A 16,529-nucleotide genomic window follows, 5' to 3' on the forward strand; every position below is an offset into this window, starting at 1 on the left:
TGCATTTATTATATGGCACTGTTTTTCGGAGGATGTGTTTTTATGAAAAAGTCATTGCGTACTGTCTTCACTGCGGCTATGTTCGCGGCAGCTAATTTGTCTGCGCTTCCTGTCTCAGCAGAGGAGCTTGCTTCTGATGATCAGTGGAAAACGATAGGTACTGATGATGCAGAAATGAACTGGTCGGGCTGGGACGATTTTGATTATCTGGCAGGTCAGGATCAATATAGTGTGTATGGTGCTCAATCCTTCTTTGGCGAAAACCGAAATAATGATAACTGGAATAATTACAGCTGGACTGTTCCCGCACTTGAGGATTCTGATGTTACCACAACTGATGATGATGAGCAGACGACCGCTAAAACTGACGCACAGTTGTTATTAACGATAACGACAACTGCCCAACAGCCTCTTTACGGGCCTGTAATGAGCATAAGGGATTTCGGTGACCTTAATCTTGATGAACGGATCGATATATTTGACGAAGTTGCTCTGAAAAAGATGCTTATAAACGGTATGGAGTTTTCGTCCTATGATAATTTCCGTAAGATACATAATGCTGACATAAATCAGGACGATAATGTGAATATCGCTGATCTTACCCTTCTTAGGAAGTTCCTTCTGGGCAAGATAGATTCATTTGATATTGACAGAAGTAAAATGATGATGTTAGGCAAGACTGTTGAGACTATAGCAGCTGATGAAAAAGAAAAGCCTTTTGTGACCACAGAGACCACAACTACAACTGCTTTCCCTTACGATCCGAGAGAGGATATAGTTGTAAGTCTCTACGGCATAAAGCCTGTAAAGGACATTATAGATCAGGCTGTATTGGAGACTAAGAATAATATAGATATAGAGGTCTCATCAGAAGATGAGGAAAAATAAACTATGCAAATTATTGAGAGGAGTGTTCAAACATGAAAAAATCAATTCACACGTTATTAACTGCGGCACTTTTTGCTACAGCAAATGTTTCCGCTATGCCTGTTATGGCAGGGGAGGGCCCAACATCTGCACCGCCTGCCGAGGCTGCTTATGATCCTGCATCAGAACAGATACAGGACGTTTACGGTCCGCCTCCGTCAGTTCTCGTAGATGTGACTACTACGACGACACAGCTCGTTTACGGCACTCAGCCTACAACAAAGCTTATTTCCGAGACTTCGACAACTACATCGGTAACTAATACCGAAACCTGGACGAATTATTTTACCACTACCACAACAACCGCTCCGCAGCCTGCTTACGGTCCTCCGCTCCAGGATTTTGTGGGCGACGTCAATTTCGACGGAAATGTCGATTCCTTTGACCTTGTTGCAGTAAGAAAAATGCTGGTAAAGGGCACAGATAAGTATTCTGACGCTCAGATGGAAGCATATTACGCTGACATGAACAATGATAAGAAGCTTACTATCGCCGACCTCATTCTGCTTCAGGAGTATGTGCTTGGCAAGGTAACAAAGGAGGAGCTCCAGCAGCGTTTCAATTACTGGTTCGGAAGCCATGATATTGAGATAGAGCAGATAACTACATCTCAGGATATAAATACTACAACAACTTCTACGACGACTACTATATACTACCCCATACAGGATACTATCGTTACTCTTTACGGTATCGCTCCGTCAAGAAATGTAAGGGAACAGATGATAAATCCTAATCGGACCACAAAAACTACTGCTAATCAGCCTGAGCAGTCAGAGGAGAAGTAATATATGCTCGACGAAAAAATGAAGCTTGAACACCTCAGACAGATGAGAGACTACCGCCAGAAGCTCATGAAGGAGCCTCAGCTGAGAAACCTTTTCCTTGAGCTCACTGTACGCTGCAACGAGAGATGTCTTCACTGCGGAAGCCACTGCGGCGATGTTACCTCAGATGAGCTTACCGTTGAGCAGTACAGAACGTTCCTTCAGCAGGTCAAGGAGGACATGACCACCAAAGGCAAAATGCTTGACATTACAGGCGGAGAGCCTCTGCTCAGAAAGGATTTCTTCGATATTATGGGAGCTGCCCACGAGCTGGGTTTTGAGTGGGGCATGACCAGCAATGCTACCCTCATCGATGATAATGTTGCCCGTGAGCTGAAAAGAACAGGCATGGCAACTATTTCCGTAAGTATCGACGGTCTTGAAGCTACCCACGACGAGTTCAGAAGAACTCCAAAGGGCTATGAGAGAGCTATGAGCGGTATCGAGAGCCTTATCCGCGTAGGCGGCTTTGAGAGCGTTCAGGTCACTACAGTTGTTACTCACAAAAGCATAAAAGAGCTTGACGAGCTCTTCAAGATATTCAATGAGATGGACATAGATTCATGGCGAGTTATAAATATGGAGCCTATGGGACGTGCAAAGCAGCATCCAGAGCTCATACTTACTCCCGATGATTACAGGTATCTCTTTGAATTCATCAGAAACAAGCGTATCGCAGGCGAGCCTGTGTGCTACGGATGCAGCCACTATCTCGGCATGGAGTATGAGCGCGAGGTACGTGACTGGTACTATCTCTGTACAGCAGGACTTTATACGGCAAGTATCACCGCAAACGGCGATATAGTTGCCTGTCTCGATATTGAGCGCCGTCCAGAGTTCGTACAGGGCAATATCCTCACTGACAGATTCAGCGAGGTTTGGAAGAACAAATTCCAGATATTCCGCCGCGATCTTGCAGACGATAATGAGGTCTGTTCAAAGTGCGAGCATAAGGAATTCTGTCACGGCGACGCATACCACAGCTGGGATTTTGACAATAACAAGCCGCAGGTATGCTTCAAGGATATCCTTTTCTGATGATATATTAGGTATAGAACAAAAAAAGTACGGAAACACCGGGTTTCCGTACTTTTTCGTTATTGTGGCTTTTATCAGAGCATAGAAGCTCTGAGCTCTTCTCCGCTGAGCTTTGAAAGGTATGCAGGAGCAATATCAAATGCTGTCTTGCAGCCTGTAGCGCCTTCAGCCTTGAGTCTTGCAAGGGCTCTTGCATAGCAGATAAGTACGCTTGCTGTGAACTCAGGATTGGACTCAAGCTTGAGTGAGTACTCTATCATCTGATGAGTCTTTTCACCGTCACCTGTGAGACCGCTTCTCATTACGAAGCCGCCGTGAGGCATCTTGTTGTGCTTAGCGTTGAATTCATCTTCACTGATGAAGTTTACAGTTGTATCGTACTCATCGAAGTAGTTCTTCATTGTTTTGATCTCGTTCTCGATCTTAGCGAGATCAGCGCCCTCCTCGGGAACTATCCAGCACTCTCTCTTGTGCTTCTGGCGTGTTGTGAGCTCAGGCTGGCTGCCGCTGCGGACAGCGTCCATAGCAGCATCTATCGGGATAGTGTACTGAATGCCCTTCTTAACGCCCTCAACGCGGCGGATAGCGTCGGAATGTCCCTGACTTACGCCCTTGCCCCAGAATGTATAGCTCTTGCCGTTGGGGAGTATCGACTCAGCATAAAGTCTGTTAAGTGAGAAAAGGCCAGGATCCCAGCCAAGTGAGATGAAAGCGAGGTGACCGCTCTCTTTAGCTGCCTTGTCAACGTTTGCGAAGTGCTCGGGGATACGTGCGTGTGTATCGAAGCTGTCGATAACGTTAAAGAGCTTAGCCATTTCGGGAGTCTGCTTAGGAAGATCAGTAGCGCTTCCGCCGCAGATTATCATTACGTCAATATCTTTAGCCATTTTCTCGGCGTCAGCGATGCTGTATACCTTAGCACCTGCTGTGAGCGGCTTAACTGTTGATGGATCACGGCGTGTGAAAATGCCTGCAAGCTCCATGTCGTCGTTCTGTCTGATCGCAAGCTCAACGCCTCTGCCGAGGTTGCCGTAGCCTGAGATACCGATTCTAATTTTTTCCATGTGGAAATACCTCCTTTATAATTACTGTGCTCGCCATTGAACACAGCTTAATGACATTATAGCACCTTTTTTCATAGTTGTAAAGCATTAAATCAAAATTTAATGATGTAGGGGCGAACATTGTTCGCCCGTGTTGTAGTTTGCGGGCGCACGATGTGCGCTCCTACAAGGAACGCCGAGGGCGGCGGTCCCTACAGATCAGTTTTTCTGTTCAAAAAATGAGCTCCATACTTTTTTGCCGCGATTGTTGCTATTTCCGAATTTTTATGATATAATATTTGTCAGTACGATTTCGGAGGTAAACTATGAGGATCAGACATAAACCCTGGGCAAAGCCCGAGCTTGAGGCTTGTCCATTTTATATACCCGAGCCTGCGCAGCAGAAAGGACACTGGACGGAGCTCTTTTCTGAGCCTGAAAAGCCCCTGTATGTGGAGCTGGGCTGCGGAAAGGGCGGCTTTATATCACAGGCAGCTCCTGCACACCCTGAGGCTAATTTTATAGCTATGGACATCAAAAATGAAATGCTTGTCCTTGCAAAGCGCAAGCTTGAGGCAGCTTATGAGGAGAAGGGGATCTCTCCCGATAATGTCCGCATAGCTATACAGAATATCGAGCGTCTTGAGCTTGCATGGGACGAAAATGACCGTGCAGACCGTATATACATCAATTTCTGCAATCCGTGGCCAAAGGCTAAGCACAAGAAGCGCCGCCTTACTCATACCCGTCAGCTTGTGAACTATAAGAAATTCCTCCGCGGCGAGCTGTGGTTCAAGACCGATGATGACGAGCTTTTTGAAGAGTCATTTGAGTATTTCGAGGAGGCAGGCTTCAGGATAAAGTACAAGACCTATGACCTGCACGGGGAAAGTCCATATGAGAATTTTGTGACTGAGCATGAGAAAATGTTCTCGGACGAGGGAAAAAAGATAAAATTTCTCATCGCAGAGCCTGTAAGGGAGGAAAAATAATGGAATTTCAGAAGGATTTCGGCATTATCCATGTTGAGGGCGGTTCTATGAAGACCGCAGGAAAGGGCGACCTGTCCGTTACAGAGGACGTTCCTCAGAATATCCGCACAAAAATCGATCCCGTGACTGTTGCAAAGACCGCTGCAAAGGCAGCTGCTCTTACGGGGCTTGTTCTGCTGAGACATAAGATGAAAAAGAAAAAATAAGCCTGTATGGATACAAAAAGTCCCCCGAAACAGCTTCGGGGGACTGATACTTTACGCTACGACCATCTTTTTCTTTCCCTTTTTGTTGCGGGGATACTCTTTGATACGGCTGATATAGTCTGAGTTGACTGCCTCTTTGTTGCCGTATTTGTCCTCTACCTCGATCCAGTTGTCCTCGATCCTGGTAACAGTACCTGTTACGCCTGATGAGGAATGGGTGTAGATTATTACTTCTTTGCCGATATAGTTTTTGATAAGCTCATTCATGGTGAAAACTCCTTTTTTTCTTTTTATGCGGTTCTTTCGTGCGATCCTTGCCTGAAGATGTCTTGTTGCTCTCTGAGCAGGTATCACAAATAAAATCATAAATATCATAAACCATAAAAAACAGTTTTGCATCGGATACCTCCTTTTTATAAAATGGAAGTTTTTGTGTAATATACTTTAATATTATATCAGAAAAGATTTATTTTGTCAATTGATAATAATAATGATGAAATCACTGGACAAGAGTTTATCAATGTGATATAATATTAACGTTGATTGATAACTACCCTTTAATTCGATCCCGTGAGGTCGGCAAGGCGCGTTCAAAAATACTGAAACTATAACTATAACCATAGCTATAACTATAAGTATGCTCCCTGCCGCGGCGGGGGGCATTTTTTGTTGAATGGAGTGCTGCCTATGGAGCAGAAGCGCATAATAATGGACGATAAGGCTATTGCCCGTGCTATCGCCCGTATCTCCTACGAGATAATCGAGAGGAACAAGGGCACGGAGGAACTCTGTGTAGTGGGTATCTTTTCAAGGGGAGTCCCCCTCGGAAAGCGTATCGCCGACAAGCTCTCAGAGCTTGAAAAGAATCAGGTGCCCTTCGGTGCGCTGGATATAACGCCATACCGTGATGACAGCAAGCACGGCGGCGTTGCTGAAAAGACTGATATTCCCTTCGATATAACGGATAAGAATGTGGTCATCGTTGATGACGTTATCTTCACGGGAAGAAGCTCACGTGCTGCTATAGACGCTCTAATAAAGCGCGGCAGACCACGCTCGATACAGCTTGCGGTGCTTGTTGACCGCGGCCACAGAGAGCTCCCCATACGCCCCGATTATGTCGGTAAAAATCTCCCCACCTCTCACAGCGAGGTGGTAAAGGTCTCTGCTATGGAGATAGACGGCAGCGACGGAGTTGCAATATATTAATAATGAAAGCGAGGTCAATATGTCATCTATCCTGATAAAGAATATCCGCGCAGTTGATACTGCTGTGGACATTACAACAGACGTACTCATAATGGACGGTATCATCGCGCAGATCAGCGATGGGATAACTTGCTCCGCCGAGGAGACCATAGACGGAACAGGGCTTGTGCTCATGCCGTCACTGTTCGATATGCACGTACATCTCCGCGATCCGGGCTTCACCCATAAGGAGGACGTGCTCACAGGCTGCGGTGCGGCTCTTGCAGGCGGAGTTACAGGCGTTCTTGCAATGCCCAACACCAAGCCTCCATGCGATGATCCCGAGACTATACGATATATCATAGAAAAGGCAGAGGGCACGGGAGTCGATGTTTATCCCGTGGGCTGCATTACAGGCGGAATGAGCGGAAACGGTCTGTGTGACTACGAAGCTCTGAAAGCCGCAGGCTGCATATGCATCTCAGATGACGGACGTCCTGTTGAGAATGCAGAGAATATGCGAAAGGCGCTGGAGCTTTCCAACGAGAACGGGCTGCTGGTGGCTTCACACTGCGAGGACCTGAGCATTATAAACGGCGGTATCATGAACAAGGGCGAGACATCTGCAAAGCTTGGCGTCAAGGGTATGGACAGAGCTTCAGAGGACTATATCACCGCAAGAGAGATGATACTTGCTTCTTCAGTGAACGCAAGGATACATATATGCCATGTTTCCACAGAGGGCAGCGCGGCTATGATACGCTTTGCAAAGTCAAGAGGAGTTAAGGTGACCTGCGAGACAGCACCTCACTACTTCATGCTGACGGATAAGCTTCTGGAAAAGCGGGACGCTGACTACCGAATGAATCCGCCGCTGAGAACTCCCGAGGACGTCAGGGCTATCATCGAAGCCATAAAGGACGGCACTATCGACTGCATAATCACAGACCATGCTCCTCATGCAGCTGAGGAAAAGGCAGACTTCGAGAAGGCTCCCAACGGTGTTGTGGGACTGGAAACATCGCTGGCGGCAACTCTGACAGCCCTCTACCATACAGGTGAGATAGACCTGCATAAGGTAGTGGAGCTGATGTGCGTCAATCCCCGTAAGATACTGGGACTTGATGTTCCGAGCATAAAGGTTGGCAGCACTGCCGATCTGGTAATAGCTGACATAAATAAAAAATGGACAGTTGAGCCTGAGAAGCTCCATTCCAAGTCACATAATACCGTATTCAAGGGCATGGAGCTTACAGGAAAGCCTCTCGTTACCATATCTAAGGGCGAGATAAGATACAAAGAATCATAATTACAGGAGGAAATGAAATGTCATTTGACAGACTTATCGAAAGAATAATCGAACTTAAAAATCCTACGGTGGTAGGTCTCGATCCTAAGCTGGAGTACGTTCCCGAGTTCATTCAGCGCCGTTATCTTGACAGCGACGGCTGGACATTAAAGGCTGCCGCAAAGGCGATATTCGACTTCAATCAGGCTATCATCGACGAGATACATGATATAGTTCCTGCTATCAAGCCTCAGGCTGCTTACTATGAGATGTACGGCCATTACGGCATAAGAACTCTTGAAAAGACTATCCGCTATGCAAAGCTCAACGGTATGTTCGTTATGACTGACGGCAAGCGCAACGACATCGGTGCTACTATGGAGGCTTACACAAACGCTCACCTTGGTACTGTTACTATCGGCGGCAGCGATATAGAGCCATTCGGCGCTGACGCTCTTACTGTAAACGGCTATCTGGGCACAGACGGTATTGAGCCGCTTCTCAAGGTATGCCGCGAGCGTGACAAGGGTATCTACGTTCTTGTCAAGACCTCTAACCCCTCATCAGGTGAGCTTCAGGACATGAAAATGGCTGACGGCAGAACTGTATATGAGTGCATGGGCGATATGTGCGAGAAGTGGGGAGAGGATACACGCGGAAAGTTCGGCTACTCCGCAGTAGGCGCAGTAGTTGGTGCTACATACCCCGAAATGCTCACAGAGCTGAGAAAGAGACTTCCCCACACCATGTTCCTTGTTCCCGGATACGGCGCACAGGGCGGCGGAGCAGAAGGCTTAAAGGGCGGCTTTGATGAGAACGGTCTCGGAGCTATCGTAAACTCCTCACGCGCAGTTATGTGTGCATACAAGAAGGAAGGCTGCGACGAGCACGAATTCGCAAAAGCTGCTCGCCGTGAAGTTATCCGCATGAGAGATGATATCTGCCAGTACATTAACTTGAAGTGATTAGTGCTTAGAGCTAAGAACTAAGAGCTAAGAACTAAGAGAGGTGCAAAAATGGAAAACTACAAGAAGCTGATAGTTTGGCAGAAGTCAATGCTGCTTGTTAAAGAGACATACAGACTTTTGCGTTTCATGCCTAAATATGAGAATTATTCATTGTCGGATCAGATGCGGCGTTCTGTTGTATCAATACCTTCAAATATAGCTGAAGGTGCAGGGAGAAACTCATCAAAAGAATTTGCACATTTTCTTTCTATCGCTCGTGGTTCAAGATATGAGCTTGAAACACAATTACTTATATGTATTGAATTGAATTATCTTTCAGAGGAGCAATGTAAAGAAGTATTTGCTCTGATAAATGAAGTCGGTAAAATTCTTAATGGCTTCATAAAAAAATTAAATCTCCAATAACTAAGGTCTTAGCTCTTAGATCTTAGTTCTTAGATCTTTTTTATACAATGGCGTATGGAAAAGATAATAAACATCAATAATACGACCTCTAAAATCTAAAGGGAGGAATTTACAATGTCATTATTCAACATGGGCGAAAAAGCTTACCTCATGCTTGCCGACGGACAGGTGTTCGAGGGCAGAAGCTTTGGCGCAAAAGGCACGGTAATCGGTGAAGTAGTATTCACCACGGGAGTTACAGGCTATCAGGAAACTCTTACAGACCCCAGCTACTACGGACAGATAGTCACACAGACCTTTCCACTTATCGGAAACTACGGTGTGAACTCTCAGGACAACGAGTCCGCCAAGTCCTACGTTTCGGGATATATCGTCAGGGAGTGGTGCAATGCACCCTCAAACTTCCGCTGTGAGGGCAATATCAATGACTTCCTGAAGGAGCATAACATCGTCGGCATCAACAACATCGACACACGCCGCCTTACACGTACTATCCGTGAGGTGGGCGTTATGAACGGCGTTATCACTACCGAGGACGTTTACGCAAAGAAGGACGAGCTTCTCGAAAAGGTCCGCGCGTTCACAGTTAAGGACGCTGTAAAGGCTGTTACAAATACCGAGACTCTTACATACGAGCCAGAGGAAAAGAAGCTCCGCGTGGCGCTGTTCGATTTCGGCTACAAGCGCAATATCAGACAGGAGCTTTTAAAGCGCGGCTGTGAGGTAGTGGTTGTACCTGCGTACACCACAGCAGCAGAGATAAAAGAGCTTGCTCCCGACGGTATCATGTTCTCAAACGGCCCCGGAGACCCTGCCGAAAATGTTGAAATAATCGAAAATATCAAGGAGATACAGAAGCTTGGCATACCGATATTCGGTATATGCCTTGGCCATCAGCTCATGGCGCTTGCCAACGGCGGAAAGACCGAAAAGCTGAAATACGGTCACAGAGGTGCAAATCAGCCTGTTATCGACCTTGAAAGCGGTCTTACCTATGTTACCAGCCAGAATCACGGCTACGCAGTAGTAGGCGACAGCATTGATCCTTCCATTGGAAAAGTCTCACATATAAACGCTAATGACAAGACCTGCGAGGGCATACACTATACCTCAGTCAACGCAAGAACAGTTCAGTTTCACCCCGAAGCACACGGCGGTCCGCTGGACACAGCTTACTTGTTTGACGACTTCGTAAAAACAATGCAGAATGCATGATCCATAATTATATGTATCAGCTTCGCTGATATGATATTAAGATCGTCCGCTGAGCGGACACCGCAATTATGTATTATGAATTACGAATTATGAATTAAATAATCGGAGGTAAAGTGAAATGCCACTCAGAAGTGATATAAAAAAGGTACTCGTTATCGGCTCAGGTCCTATCGTTATCGGACAGGCTGCCGAATTTGACTACGCAGGCACTCAGGCCTGCCGCGCACTCAAACAGGAGGGACTTGAGGTAGTTCTTGTAAACTCAAACCCTGCAACCATTATGACCGATAAGGCAATGGCAGACAAGGTCTACATCGAGCCTCTTACACTTGACGTTATCAAGCGTATCATTGAAATAGAAAAGCCCGACAGTCTGCTGTCAACTCTCGGCGGTCAGACAGGTCTTACCCTGTCTATGCAGCTGGCAGAGGAAGGCTTCCTTGACAGTCACAACGTAAAGCTTCTCGGCGCAGACCCAGAGACTATCCACAAGGCTGAGGACAGACAGGCTTTCAAGGACACTATGGAGAAGATAGGCGAGCCCTGTATCCCCTCAAAGGTCGTTGAGACCGTCGAGGACGCTGTTGACTTCGCACAGGTGATACACTATCCCGTTATCGTCCGCCCTGCCTTCACACTCGGCGGTACAGGCGGCGGTATCGCACAGAATGAGGAGGAGCTCCGCGACATCGCAACAAACGGACTTCGTCTTTCACCTATCACACAGATACTTGTCGAGAAGTGCATCAGCGGCTGGAAGGAAATAGAGTTCGAGGTAATACGTGACGCAAAGGGCAATGTTATCACTGTCTGCTCTATGGAGAACTTCGACCCCGTAGGCGTTCACACAGGCGACAGTATCGTTATCGCACCTGCGGTAACTCTAAGCGACAGAGAGTACCAGATGCTCCGTACAGCAGCTATAAATATCATCAAGGAGCTTAAAGTCGAGGGCGGCTGTAACTGTCAGTTCGCACTTCACCCCACAAGCTTCAAGTACGCTGTTATCGAGGTAAATCCAAGAGTTTCACGTTCTTCTGCGCTGGCTTCAAAGGCTACAGGCTATCCTATCGCAAAGACTGCGGCTAAGATAGCTATCGGCTATACTCTTGATGAGATAATCAATCAGGTAACAGGCAAGACCTATGCCTGCTTTGAGCCTGCACTTGATTATGTTGTAATCAAGTTCCCTAAGTGGGCATTTGATAAATTCGTATACGCAAAGCGTACCCTCGGTACTCAGATGAAGGCTACAGGCGAGGTAATGGCTATCGGTACAAGCTTCGAGCAGGCTATGATGAAGGCTGTCCGCTCTATCGAGCTGGGTATGGATACCATGAACCTTAAAAAGCTTGCAAAGCTCTCAACTGAGGAGATACGCGAGAAGCTCCATGTTATCGATGACGAGCGCTCATTCTGCGTATTTGAGGCGTTAAAGCGCGGTATAACTCCCGAGGAGATACACGAGATAACAATGATAGACAACTGGTTCCTCTATAAGCTCCTGAACCTTGTTGAGCTTGAAAAATGGCTTGCTGAGGGAGAGCTCACCGAGGAAAAGTACGACATTGCTAAGCAGTACGGCTATCTTGACAGCACTATCGAGCGTATTTCGGGACAGAAGTGCCCCAAGCACAAGAGTGCGGTATACAAAATGGTCGATACCTGCGCAGGCGAGTTCAAGGCGGAAACTCCTTATTTCTACTCAACTTTCGATGAGGAGAACGAGGCAAAGCAGTTCATCGAGCGTACAGACAAGGGTAAGAAAAAGGTCATAGTTTTCGGTTCCGGTCCTATCCGTATCGGACAGGGTATCGAGTTCGACTACTGCTCGGTACACTGCGTATGGACGCTTAAAGAGCTTGGCTATGAGGCTGTTATCTGCAATAACAACCCTGAGACAGTATCTACCGACTTCGATACAGGTGACAGATTGTACTTTGACCCCCTCACAAAGGAGGACGTTCAGTCAATAATCGAGACCGAGCAGCCCTATGGCGTTGTTGTACAGTTCGGCGGACAGACAGCTATCAAGCTCACACGCTACCTCTCGGATATGGGAGTGCGTATCCTCGGTACTTCTGCTGATATGATAGACGCCGCAGAGGACAGAGAGCGTTTCGATGAAGTCCTTGAAAAGTGCGGTATACCGAGACCTGCCGGACATACGGTAATGAACACTGAGGAGGCTCTTAAAGCGGCTAATGACCTGGGCTATCCTGTGCTTCTTCGTCCGTCCTATGTACTCGGCGGTCAGAACATGATAATCGCTCACTCCGACGCTGACGTAAAGGAGTACATGGGCATCATCATGAGCCATAATATAGAGAACCCCGTACTTATCGACAAGTACATGATGGGTACTGAGGTGGAGGTCGATGCTATCTGTGACGGCGAGGACTTCCTTATCCCCGGTATCATGGAGCATATCGAGCGCGCAGGCGTTCATTCGGGCGACTCTATATCTATCTACCCTGCACAGCACCTTTCAGACCGTATCAAGCGCATAATCGTTGAGTATACAAGGCTTCTGGCAAAGGAACTCAACGTTATAGGACTTGTGAATATACAGTATGTCGTTTACAACCATGAGGTATTCGTTATTGAGGTTAATCCCCGTTCTTCAAGAACTGTTCCTTACATCAGCAAGGTAACAGGTATTCCTATGGTTGATATTGCCACAAAGATAATGTTCGGCGCTAAATTAAAGGATATGGGCTACGAGAGCGGACTTTATCCCGCAGGCGACTACGTTGCAGTTAAAGTTCCGGTATTCTCATTTGAGAAGCTTACAGACGTTGATACTATGCTGGGACCTGAGATGAAGTCCACAGGCGAGTGCCTCGGTATTGGCAGAAATCTTGAGGACGCTCTCCTCAAGGGACTTATCGCCGCAGGCTTTGACCTGAAGCGTGAGGGCGGTGTGCTTATCTCTGTCCGTGACAGCGATAAGAGGGAGATACTCCCTATTGCGGATAAGTTCGAGCAGATGGGCTTTGAGCTTTACGCAACATCGGGCACACAGAGCGTTCTCCACAGAAATATGATAGCGGCAAACCTTGTACGCAAGATCTCCGACGGCGAGCCAAATGTGGAAACACTCCTTGACAGCGGCAAGATACACTATGTTATCTCTACATCTGCAAAGGGCAGACTCCCTGAGCGTGACAGCGTTAAGATGAGAAGAAAGTCCATAGAGCGCTCTATATGCAGTCTGACAGCTGTAGATACAGCGAAATCGCTGGTAAAGGTTCTCGAATCGGGCAGAACTATCAACGATGTTGAATTAGTTGATATTACGAAGATATAAACCTGTAGGGGCTGGCGTCCTCGACAGCCCACAGCAGGGGCGGATATTATCCGCCCGAAGCTGTTAGCCGTTAGCCTGTAGGGGCGCACAGTGTGCGCCCGTGACATACACGCTTTTGTAGGGGCGACGGGACGCCGTCAATACACAAAATAACATAATACACTTACGGGGCGATGTAGGCATCGCCCCCTACATTTCGTTTCAGTATAATACACGGGCGCACACTGTGCGCCTACACTCTCAACTTCAAAAGGGGGAACTATGGATCACTTCAAGCTATGTTCAAACTACGCTCCTGCGGGCGATCAGCCGCAGGCTATAGACAAACTCGTAAACGGCTTGCAGTCGGGAAAAAAGGAGCAGATACTTCTCGGTGTTACAGGTTCGGGAAAGACCTTCACTATGGCGAATGTCATCGCCCGTGTGAACAAGCCTACCCTCGTACTTGCACACAATAAGATACTTGCGGCACAGCTCTGTTCGGAGTTCCGTGAATTCTTCCCCGAAAATGCCGTTGAGTACTTCGTGTCCTACTATGACTATTATCAGCCCGAGGCATACGTTCCAAGCACCGACAGCTACATCGAAAAGGACTCCTCCATAAACGACGAGATAGATAAGCTCCGCCATTCCGCAACTACAGCGCTTGCAGAGCGCAGGGACGTTATCATCGTTGCCAGTGTGTCCTGTATCTACTCACTCGGAAGCCCTGAGGAGTACCGTTCTATGTGCGTTTCCATACGTCAGGGTGCTGAAAAGCCGAGAGATCAGCTTATCGAGGAGCTTGTGAAGATACGCTATGAGCGCAATGATATTGCCTTTGAGCGTAACCGCTTCCGTGTACGCGGCGACGTTGTGGAGATTTTCCCTGCAATGTCTACGGATACGGCTGTGCGAGTGGAGTACTTCGGCGACGAGATAGACCGCATATCGGAAATAAACGTTGTTACAGGCGAGATAAAGGCTGTAGTTTCACACGCGGCTATTTTCCCTGCCTCTCACTATGTTGTAGGCGATGATAAGCTCGAATCTGCACTTAAAGAGATAGACCGCGAGCTTGCAGAGCGTATCGATTATTTTAAGCAGAATAACAAGCTCATAGAAGCACAGCGTATTGAGCAGAGAACTCACTACGACATGGAAATGCTCCGCGAGGTGGGCTATTGCAGCGGTGTCGAGAATTACTCCCGTGTACTTGCAGGCAGACCGGCAGGCAGCACTCCGCTGACACTTCTTGACCATTTCCCTGAGGACTTCCTCCTCATCGTGGACGAGAGCCATGTTACTCTGCCGCAGGTAAGGGCAATGTACGCAGGTGACCGTGCAAGAAAGACTACACTTGTAGACTTCGGATTCCGCCTGCCAAGCGCTATGGACAACCGTCCGCTGAATTTCGACGAGTTCAACGCACATATACATCAGGCTATATACGTCAGCGCTACTCCGGGACAGATAGAGCGTGAAAAGACTGATACCATAGTGGAGCAGGTCATCCGTCCTACGGGACTTGTTGATCCTGAGATAATCGTTAAGCCTACTCACGGACAGGTCGATGACCTGCTCTCCGAGATAAACGAGCGTGTTGAGCGGCATGAGCGAGTGCTCGTGACTACACTCACCAAGAAAATGGCTGAGGATTTGACTGCTTATTACGAAAAGTTAGGCGTAAAGGTACGCTATCTCCACCATGACATCGACACCATTGAGCGTATGGAGATAATCAAGGACCTCCGTGAGGGAGTGTTCGATGTGCTTGTTGGTATCAATCTGCTTCGTGAGGGACTTGATATCCCGGAGGTAAGCCTTATTGCCATACTTGATGCTGACAAGGAGGGCTTCCTGAGAAGTGAGACCTCGCTTATACAGACTATCGGACGTGCTGCGAGAAATGCAGGCGGACAGGTAATAATGTACGCAGATTCGGTAACAGGCTCTATGGAGCGGGCTATCACCGAGACCGAGCGCCGCCGCTCGCTGCAAATGGCGTTCAATAAGGAGCACGGTATAGTTCCTAAGACTATAATCAAGGAAGTCCGCGATGTTCTGGAGATAACCTCAAAGAACAAGGTGGAGGAAAAAACCAAAAAGAAGAAAATGTCTGCGGCGGAAAAACAGCGCATGATAGACAAGCTTACTGTAGAAATGAAGAACGCAGCGAAGCTGCTTGAATTTGAACACGCAGCTTATCTCCGTGATAAGATAAAGGAATTGCAGGAGAAATAATATTTTTGCGGAGCAGGCTTAGAGCTAAACAGCTTTTTTATCTGATATATATAGTGCTGCTGCTGCTGTCAGAAGCGGCAGTGCCGCTGTGCCTGAGCTTATTGTCAGCGCCGCCGAAGCCGCAATAAAGCTCAGCTTGACAGCTCTCAATGCAAGCTCCGCTGCATTTTCAACAGCTGTGCCTGCGGTGAATTCCGCTATTACGGCTCCGCCGTCAAGGCTTCGGTAGGGAAGCATATTATATGCCGCAGCCATAAGATTCAGCATGGGGAAGTCTCCGCCGCAGCCTGTCAGCTTCATAAGAATATACATTATAATATTAGCCGCAGGTCCTGCAAGAAGCACGAAAACACTGCTTTTTGCGGATATAATGCGGCTTTTTTGTCTGTTCATGCGTATACCGAAGCCGCTGAGCTCTACAGAGGCGATACGTCCGCCCACAAGCATAAGAGCAAAAATGTGACCTGCCTCATGGACTGCGCAGACTGTATAGAATGTCATAACAAGTCTGCCGTCACGGAGCAGAAATATAAGCGCATTGAATACAAAAAACGAAAAATGAACGCGAAACTCAGTTTCGCACGGCTTAAAGCTTATCAATATAGCTCAGGATATGGTCAATGGGATTGGATATGATGTTTTTATCCTCGGTCACAAGTCCGCGGAGCTTCGCAAACACAGCTCCCGTAATATCGGGATAAAGTATATTTCCGGCGATGAAAAGAGCACCTAAAAGTATACATATGACCGCCTGTGTGGCAATTATATCATCGGCTCGGTTTTTTCGTTTCCTGTTGTAAGACTCAATGAGCGCCTCTGTGCTGTCCTCCTCGGTCTCTTCGAGTATATCTTCGTTTTCCATAACATCACCTCAGTAAAACAATATGCGAAAAAAATCG

16 protein-coding genes are annotated in these 16,529 nt (G+C 47.4%); 12 read left to right on the plus strand and 4 right to left on the minus strand.

Translation table 11 applies throughout. The features are described from left to right. The first annotated feature begins 42 nt into the window (after window positions 1–42). The 3 genes from K5677_RS04140 to K5677_RS04150 are packed head-to-tail and all read left to right on the plus strand — an operon-like array spanning window position 43 to window position 2,792. Window positions 43–888, plus strand: coding sequence for a dockerin type I repeat-containing protein (locus K5677_RS04140; RefSeq protein WP_296725009.1), 846 nt, complete (start codon window positions 43–45; stop codon window positions 886–888). Between the two features lie 32 nt (window positions 889–920). Then, window positions 921–1,715 (plus strand): dockerin type I repeat-containing protein, encoded by a 795-nt coding sequence (locus tag K5677_RS04145; RefSeq protein WP_296725013.1) that lies wholly within the window; start codon window positions 921–923, stop codon window positions 1,713–1,715. 3 nt (window positions 1,716–1,718) lie between these two features. After that, entirely contained in the window at window positions 1,719–2,792 is a 1,074-nt protein-coding gene (locus K5677_RS04150; protein ID WP_296725016.1) for a radical SAM protein, read from the plus strand. Window positions 2,793–2,866: 74 nt separating this feature from the next. On the opposite strand, the gene K5677_RS04155 is transcribed toward K5677_RS04150, so the two are convergent. Beyond that, entirely contained in the window at window positions 2,867–3,856 is a 990-nt protein-coding gene (locus K5677_RS04155) for a diaminopimelate dehydrogenase (protein ID WP_296725019.1), read from the minus strand. Window positions 3,857–4,161: 305 nt separating this feature from the next. Here K5677_RS04155 and trmB point away from each other — a divergent pair, with 305 nt between their 5' ends. Both trmB and K5677_RS04165 read left to right on the plus strand, forming a co-directional pair. Continuing rightward, window positions 4,162–4,827, plus strand: a complete 666-nt coding sequence (gene trmB / locus K5677_RS04160; protein WP_296725021.1) for a tRNA (guanosine(46)-N7)-methyltransferase TrmB — start codon at window positions 4,162–4,164, stop codon at window positions 4,825–4,827. After that, window positions 4,827–5,033 (plus strand): hypothetical protein, encoded by a 207-nt coding sequence (locus tag K5677_RS04165; RefSeq protein ID WP_296725024.1) that lies wholly within the window; start codon window positions 4,827–4,829, stop codon window positions 5,031–5,033. The genes trmB and K5677_RS04165 overlap by 1 nt, the downstream gene beginning before the upstream one ends. Before the next feature lie 51 nt (window positions 5,034–5,084). On the opposite strand, the gene K5677_RS04170 is transcribed toward K5677_RS04165, so the two are convergent. Then, entirely contained in the window at window positions 5,085–5,432 is a 348-nt protein-coding gene (locus K5677_RS04170; RefSeq protein ID WP_296725026.1) for a hypothetical protein, read from the minus strand. 288 nt (window positions 5,433–5,720) lie between these two features. On the opposite strand from K5677_RS04170, the gene pyrR reads away from it, so the two are divergent. From pyrR to uvrB, 7 genes are all read left to right on the plus strand, one after another. Continuing rightward, window positions 5,721–6,242 carry a bifunctional pyr operon transcriptional regulator/uracil phosphoribosyltransferase PyrR gene (gene pyrR / locus K5677_RS04175; RefSeq protein WP_296725070.1) on the plus strand — a complete coding sequence of 174 codons (522 nt, stop codon included), beginning with the start codon at window positions 5,721–5,723 and terminating at the stop codon, window positions 6,240–6,242. 19 nt (window positions 6,243–6,261) lie between these two features. Beyond that, window positions 6,262–7,530, plus strand: a complete 1,269-nt coding sequence (locus K5677_RS04180) for a dihydroorotase (protein WP_296725029.1) — start codon at window positions 6,262–6,264, stop codon at window positions 7,528–7,530. A gap of 17 nt (window positions 7,531–7,547) precedes the next feature. Beyond that, entirely contained in the window at window positions 7,548–8,474 is a 927-nt protein-coding gene (pyrF, locus tag K5677_RS04185; RefSeq protein ID WP_296725032.1) for an orotidine-5'-phosphate decarboxylase, read from the plus strand. Between the two features lie 51 nt (window positions 8,475–8,525). Beyond that, window positions 8,526–8,882 carry a four helix bundle protein gene (locus tag K5677_RS04190; RefSeq protein ID WP_296725034.1) on the plus strand — a complete coding sequence of 119 codons (357 nt, stop codon included), beginning with the start codon at window positions 8,526–8,528 and terminating at the stop codon, window positions 8,880–8,882. A gap of 114 nt (window positions 8,883–8,996) precedes the next feature. Further along, window positions 8,997–10,097, plus strand: coding sequence for a carbamoyl phosphate synthase small subunit (locus tag K5677_RS04195; protein ID WP_296725037.1), 1,101 nt, complete (start codon window positions 8,997–8,999; stop codon window positions 10,095–10,097). 118 nt (window positions 10,098–10,215) lie between these two features. Beyond that, window positions 10,216–13,407, plus strand: coding sequence for a carbamoyl-phosphate synthase large subunit (carB, locus tag K5677_RS04200; protein WP_296725040.1), 3,192 nt, complete (start codon window positions 10,216–10,218; stop codon window positions 13,405–13,407). A 261-nt stretch (window positions 13,408–13,668) separates the two neighbouring features. Then, window positions 13,669–15,630 carry an excinuclease ABC subunit UvrB gene (gene uvrB, locus K5677_RS04205; RefSeq protein ID WP_296725042.1) on the plus strand — a complete coding sequence of 654 codons (1,962 nt, stop codon included), beginning with the start codon at window positions 13,669–13,671 and terminating at the stop codon, window positions 15,628–15,630. Between the two features lie 24 nt (window positions 15,631–15,654). On the opposite strand, the gene K5677_RS04210 is transcribed toward uvrB, so the two are convergent. After that, window positions 15,655–16,230, minus strand: coding sequence for a hypothetical protein (locus K5677_RS04210; protein ID WP_296725044.1), 576 nt, complete (start codon window positions 16,228–16,230; stop codon window positions 15,655–15,657). After that, a complete protein-coding gene (locus K5677_RS04215; RefSeq protein WP_296725046.1) occupies window positions 16,217–16,492 on the minus strand; it encodes a hypothetical protein in 276 nt (91 codons plus the stop codon). Before K5677_RS04215 ends, K5677_RS04210 begins: the two co-directional genes overlap by 14 nt. Window positions 16,493–16,529: the final 37 nt, after the last annotated feature.

The sequence above is a fragment of the Ruminococcus sp. genome (assembly GCF_024684275.1).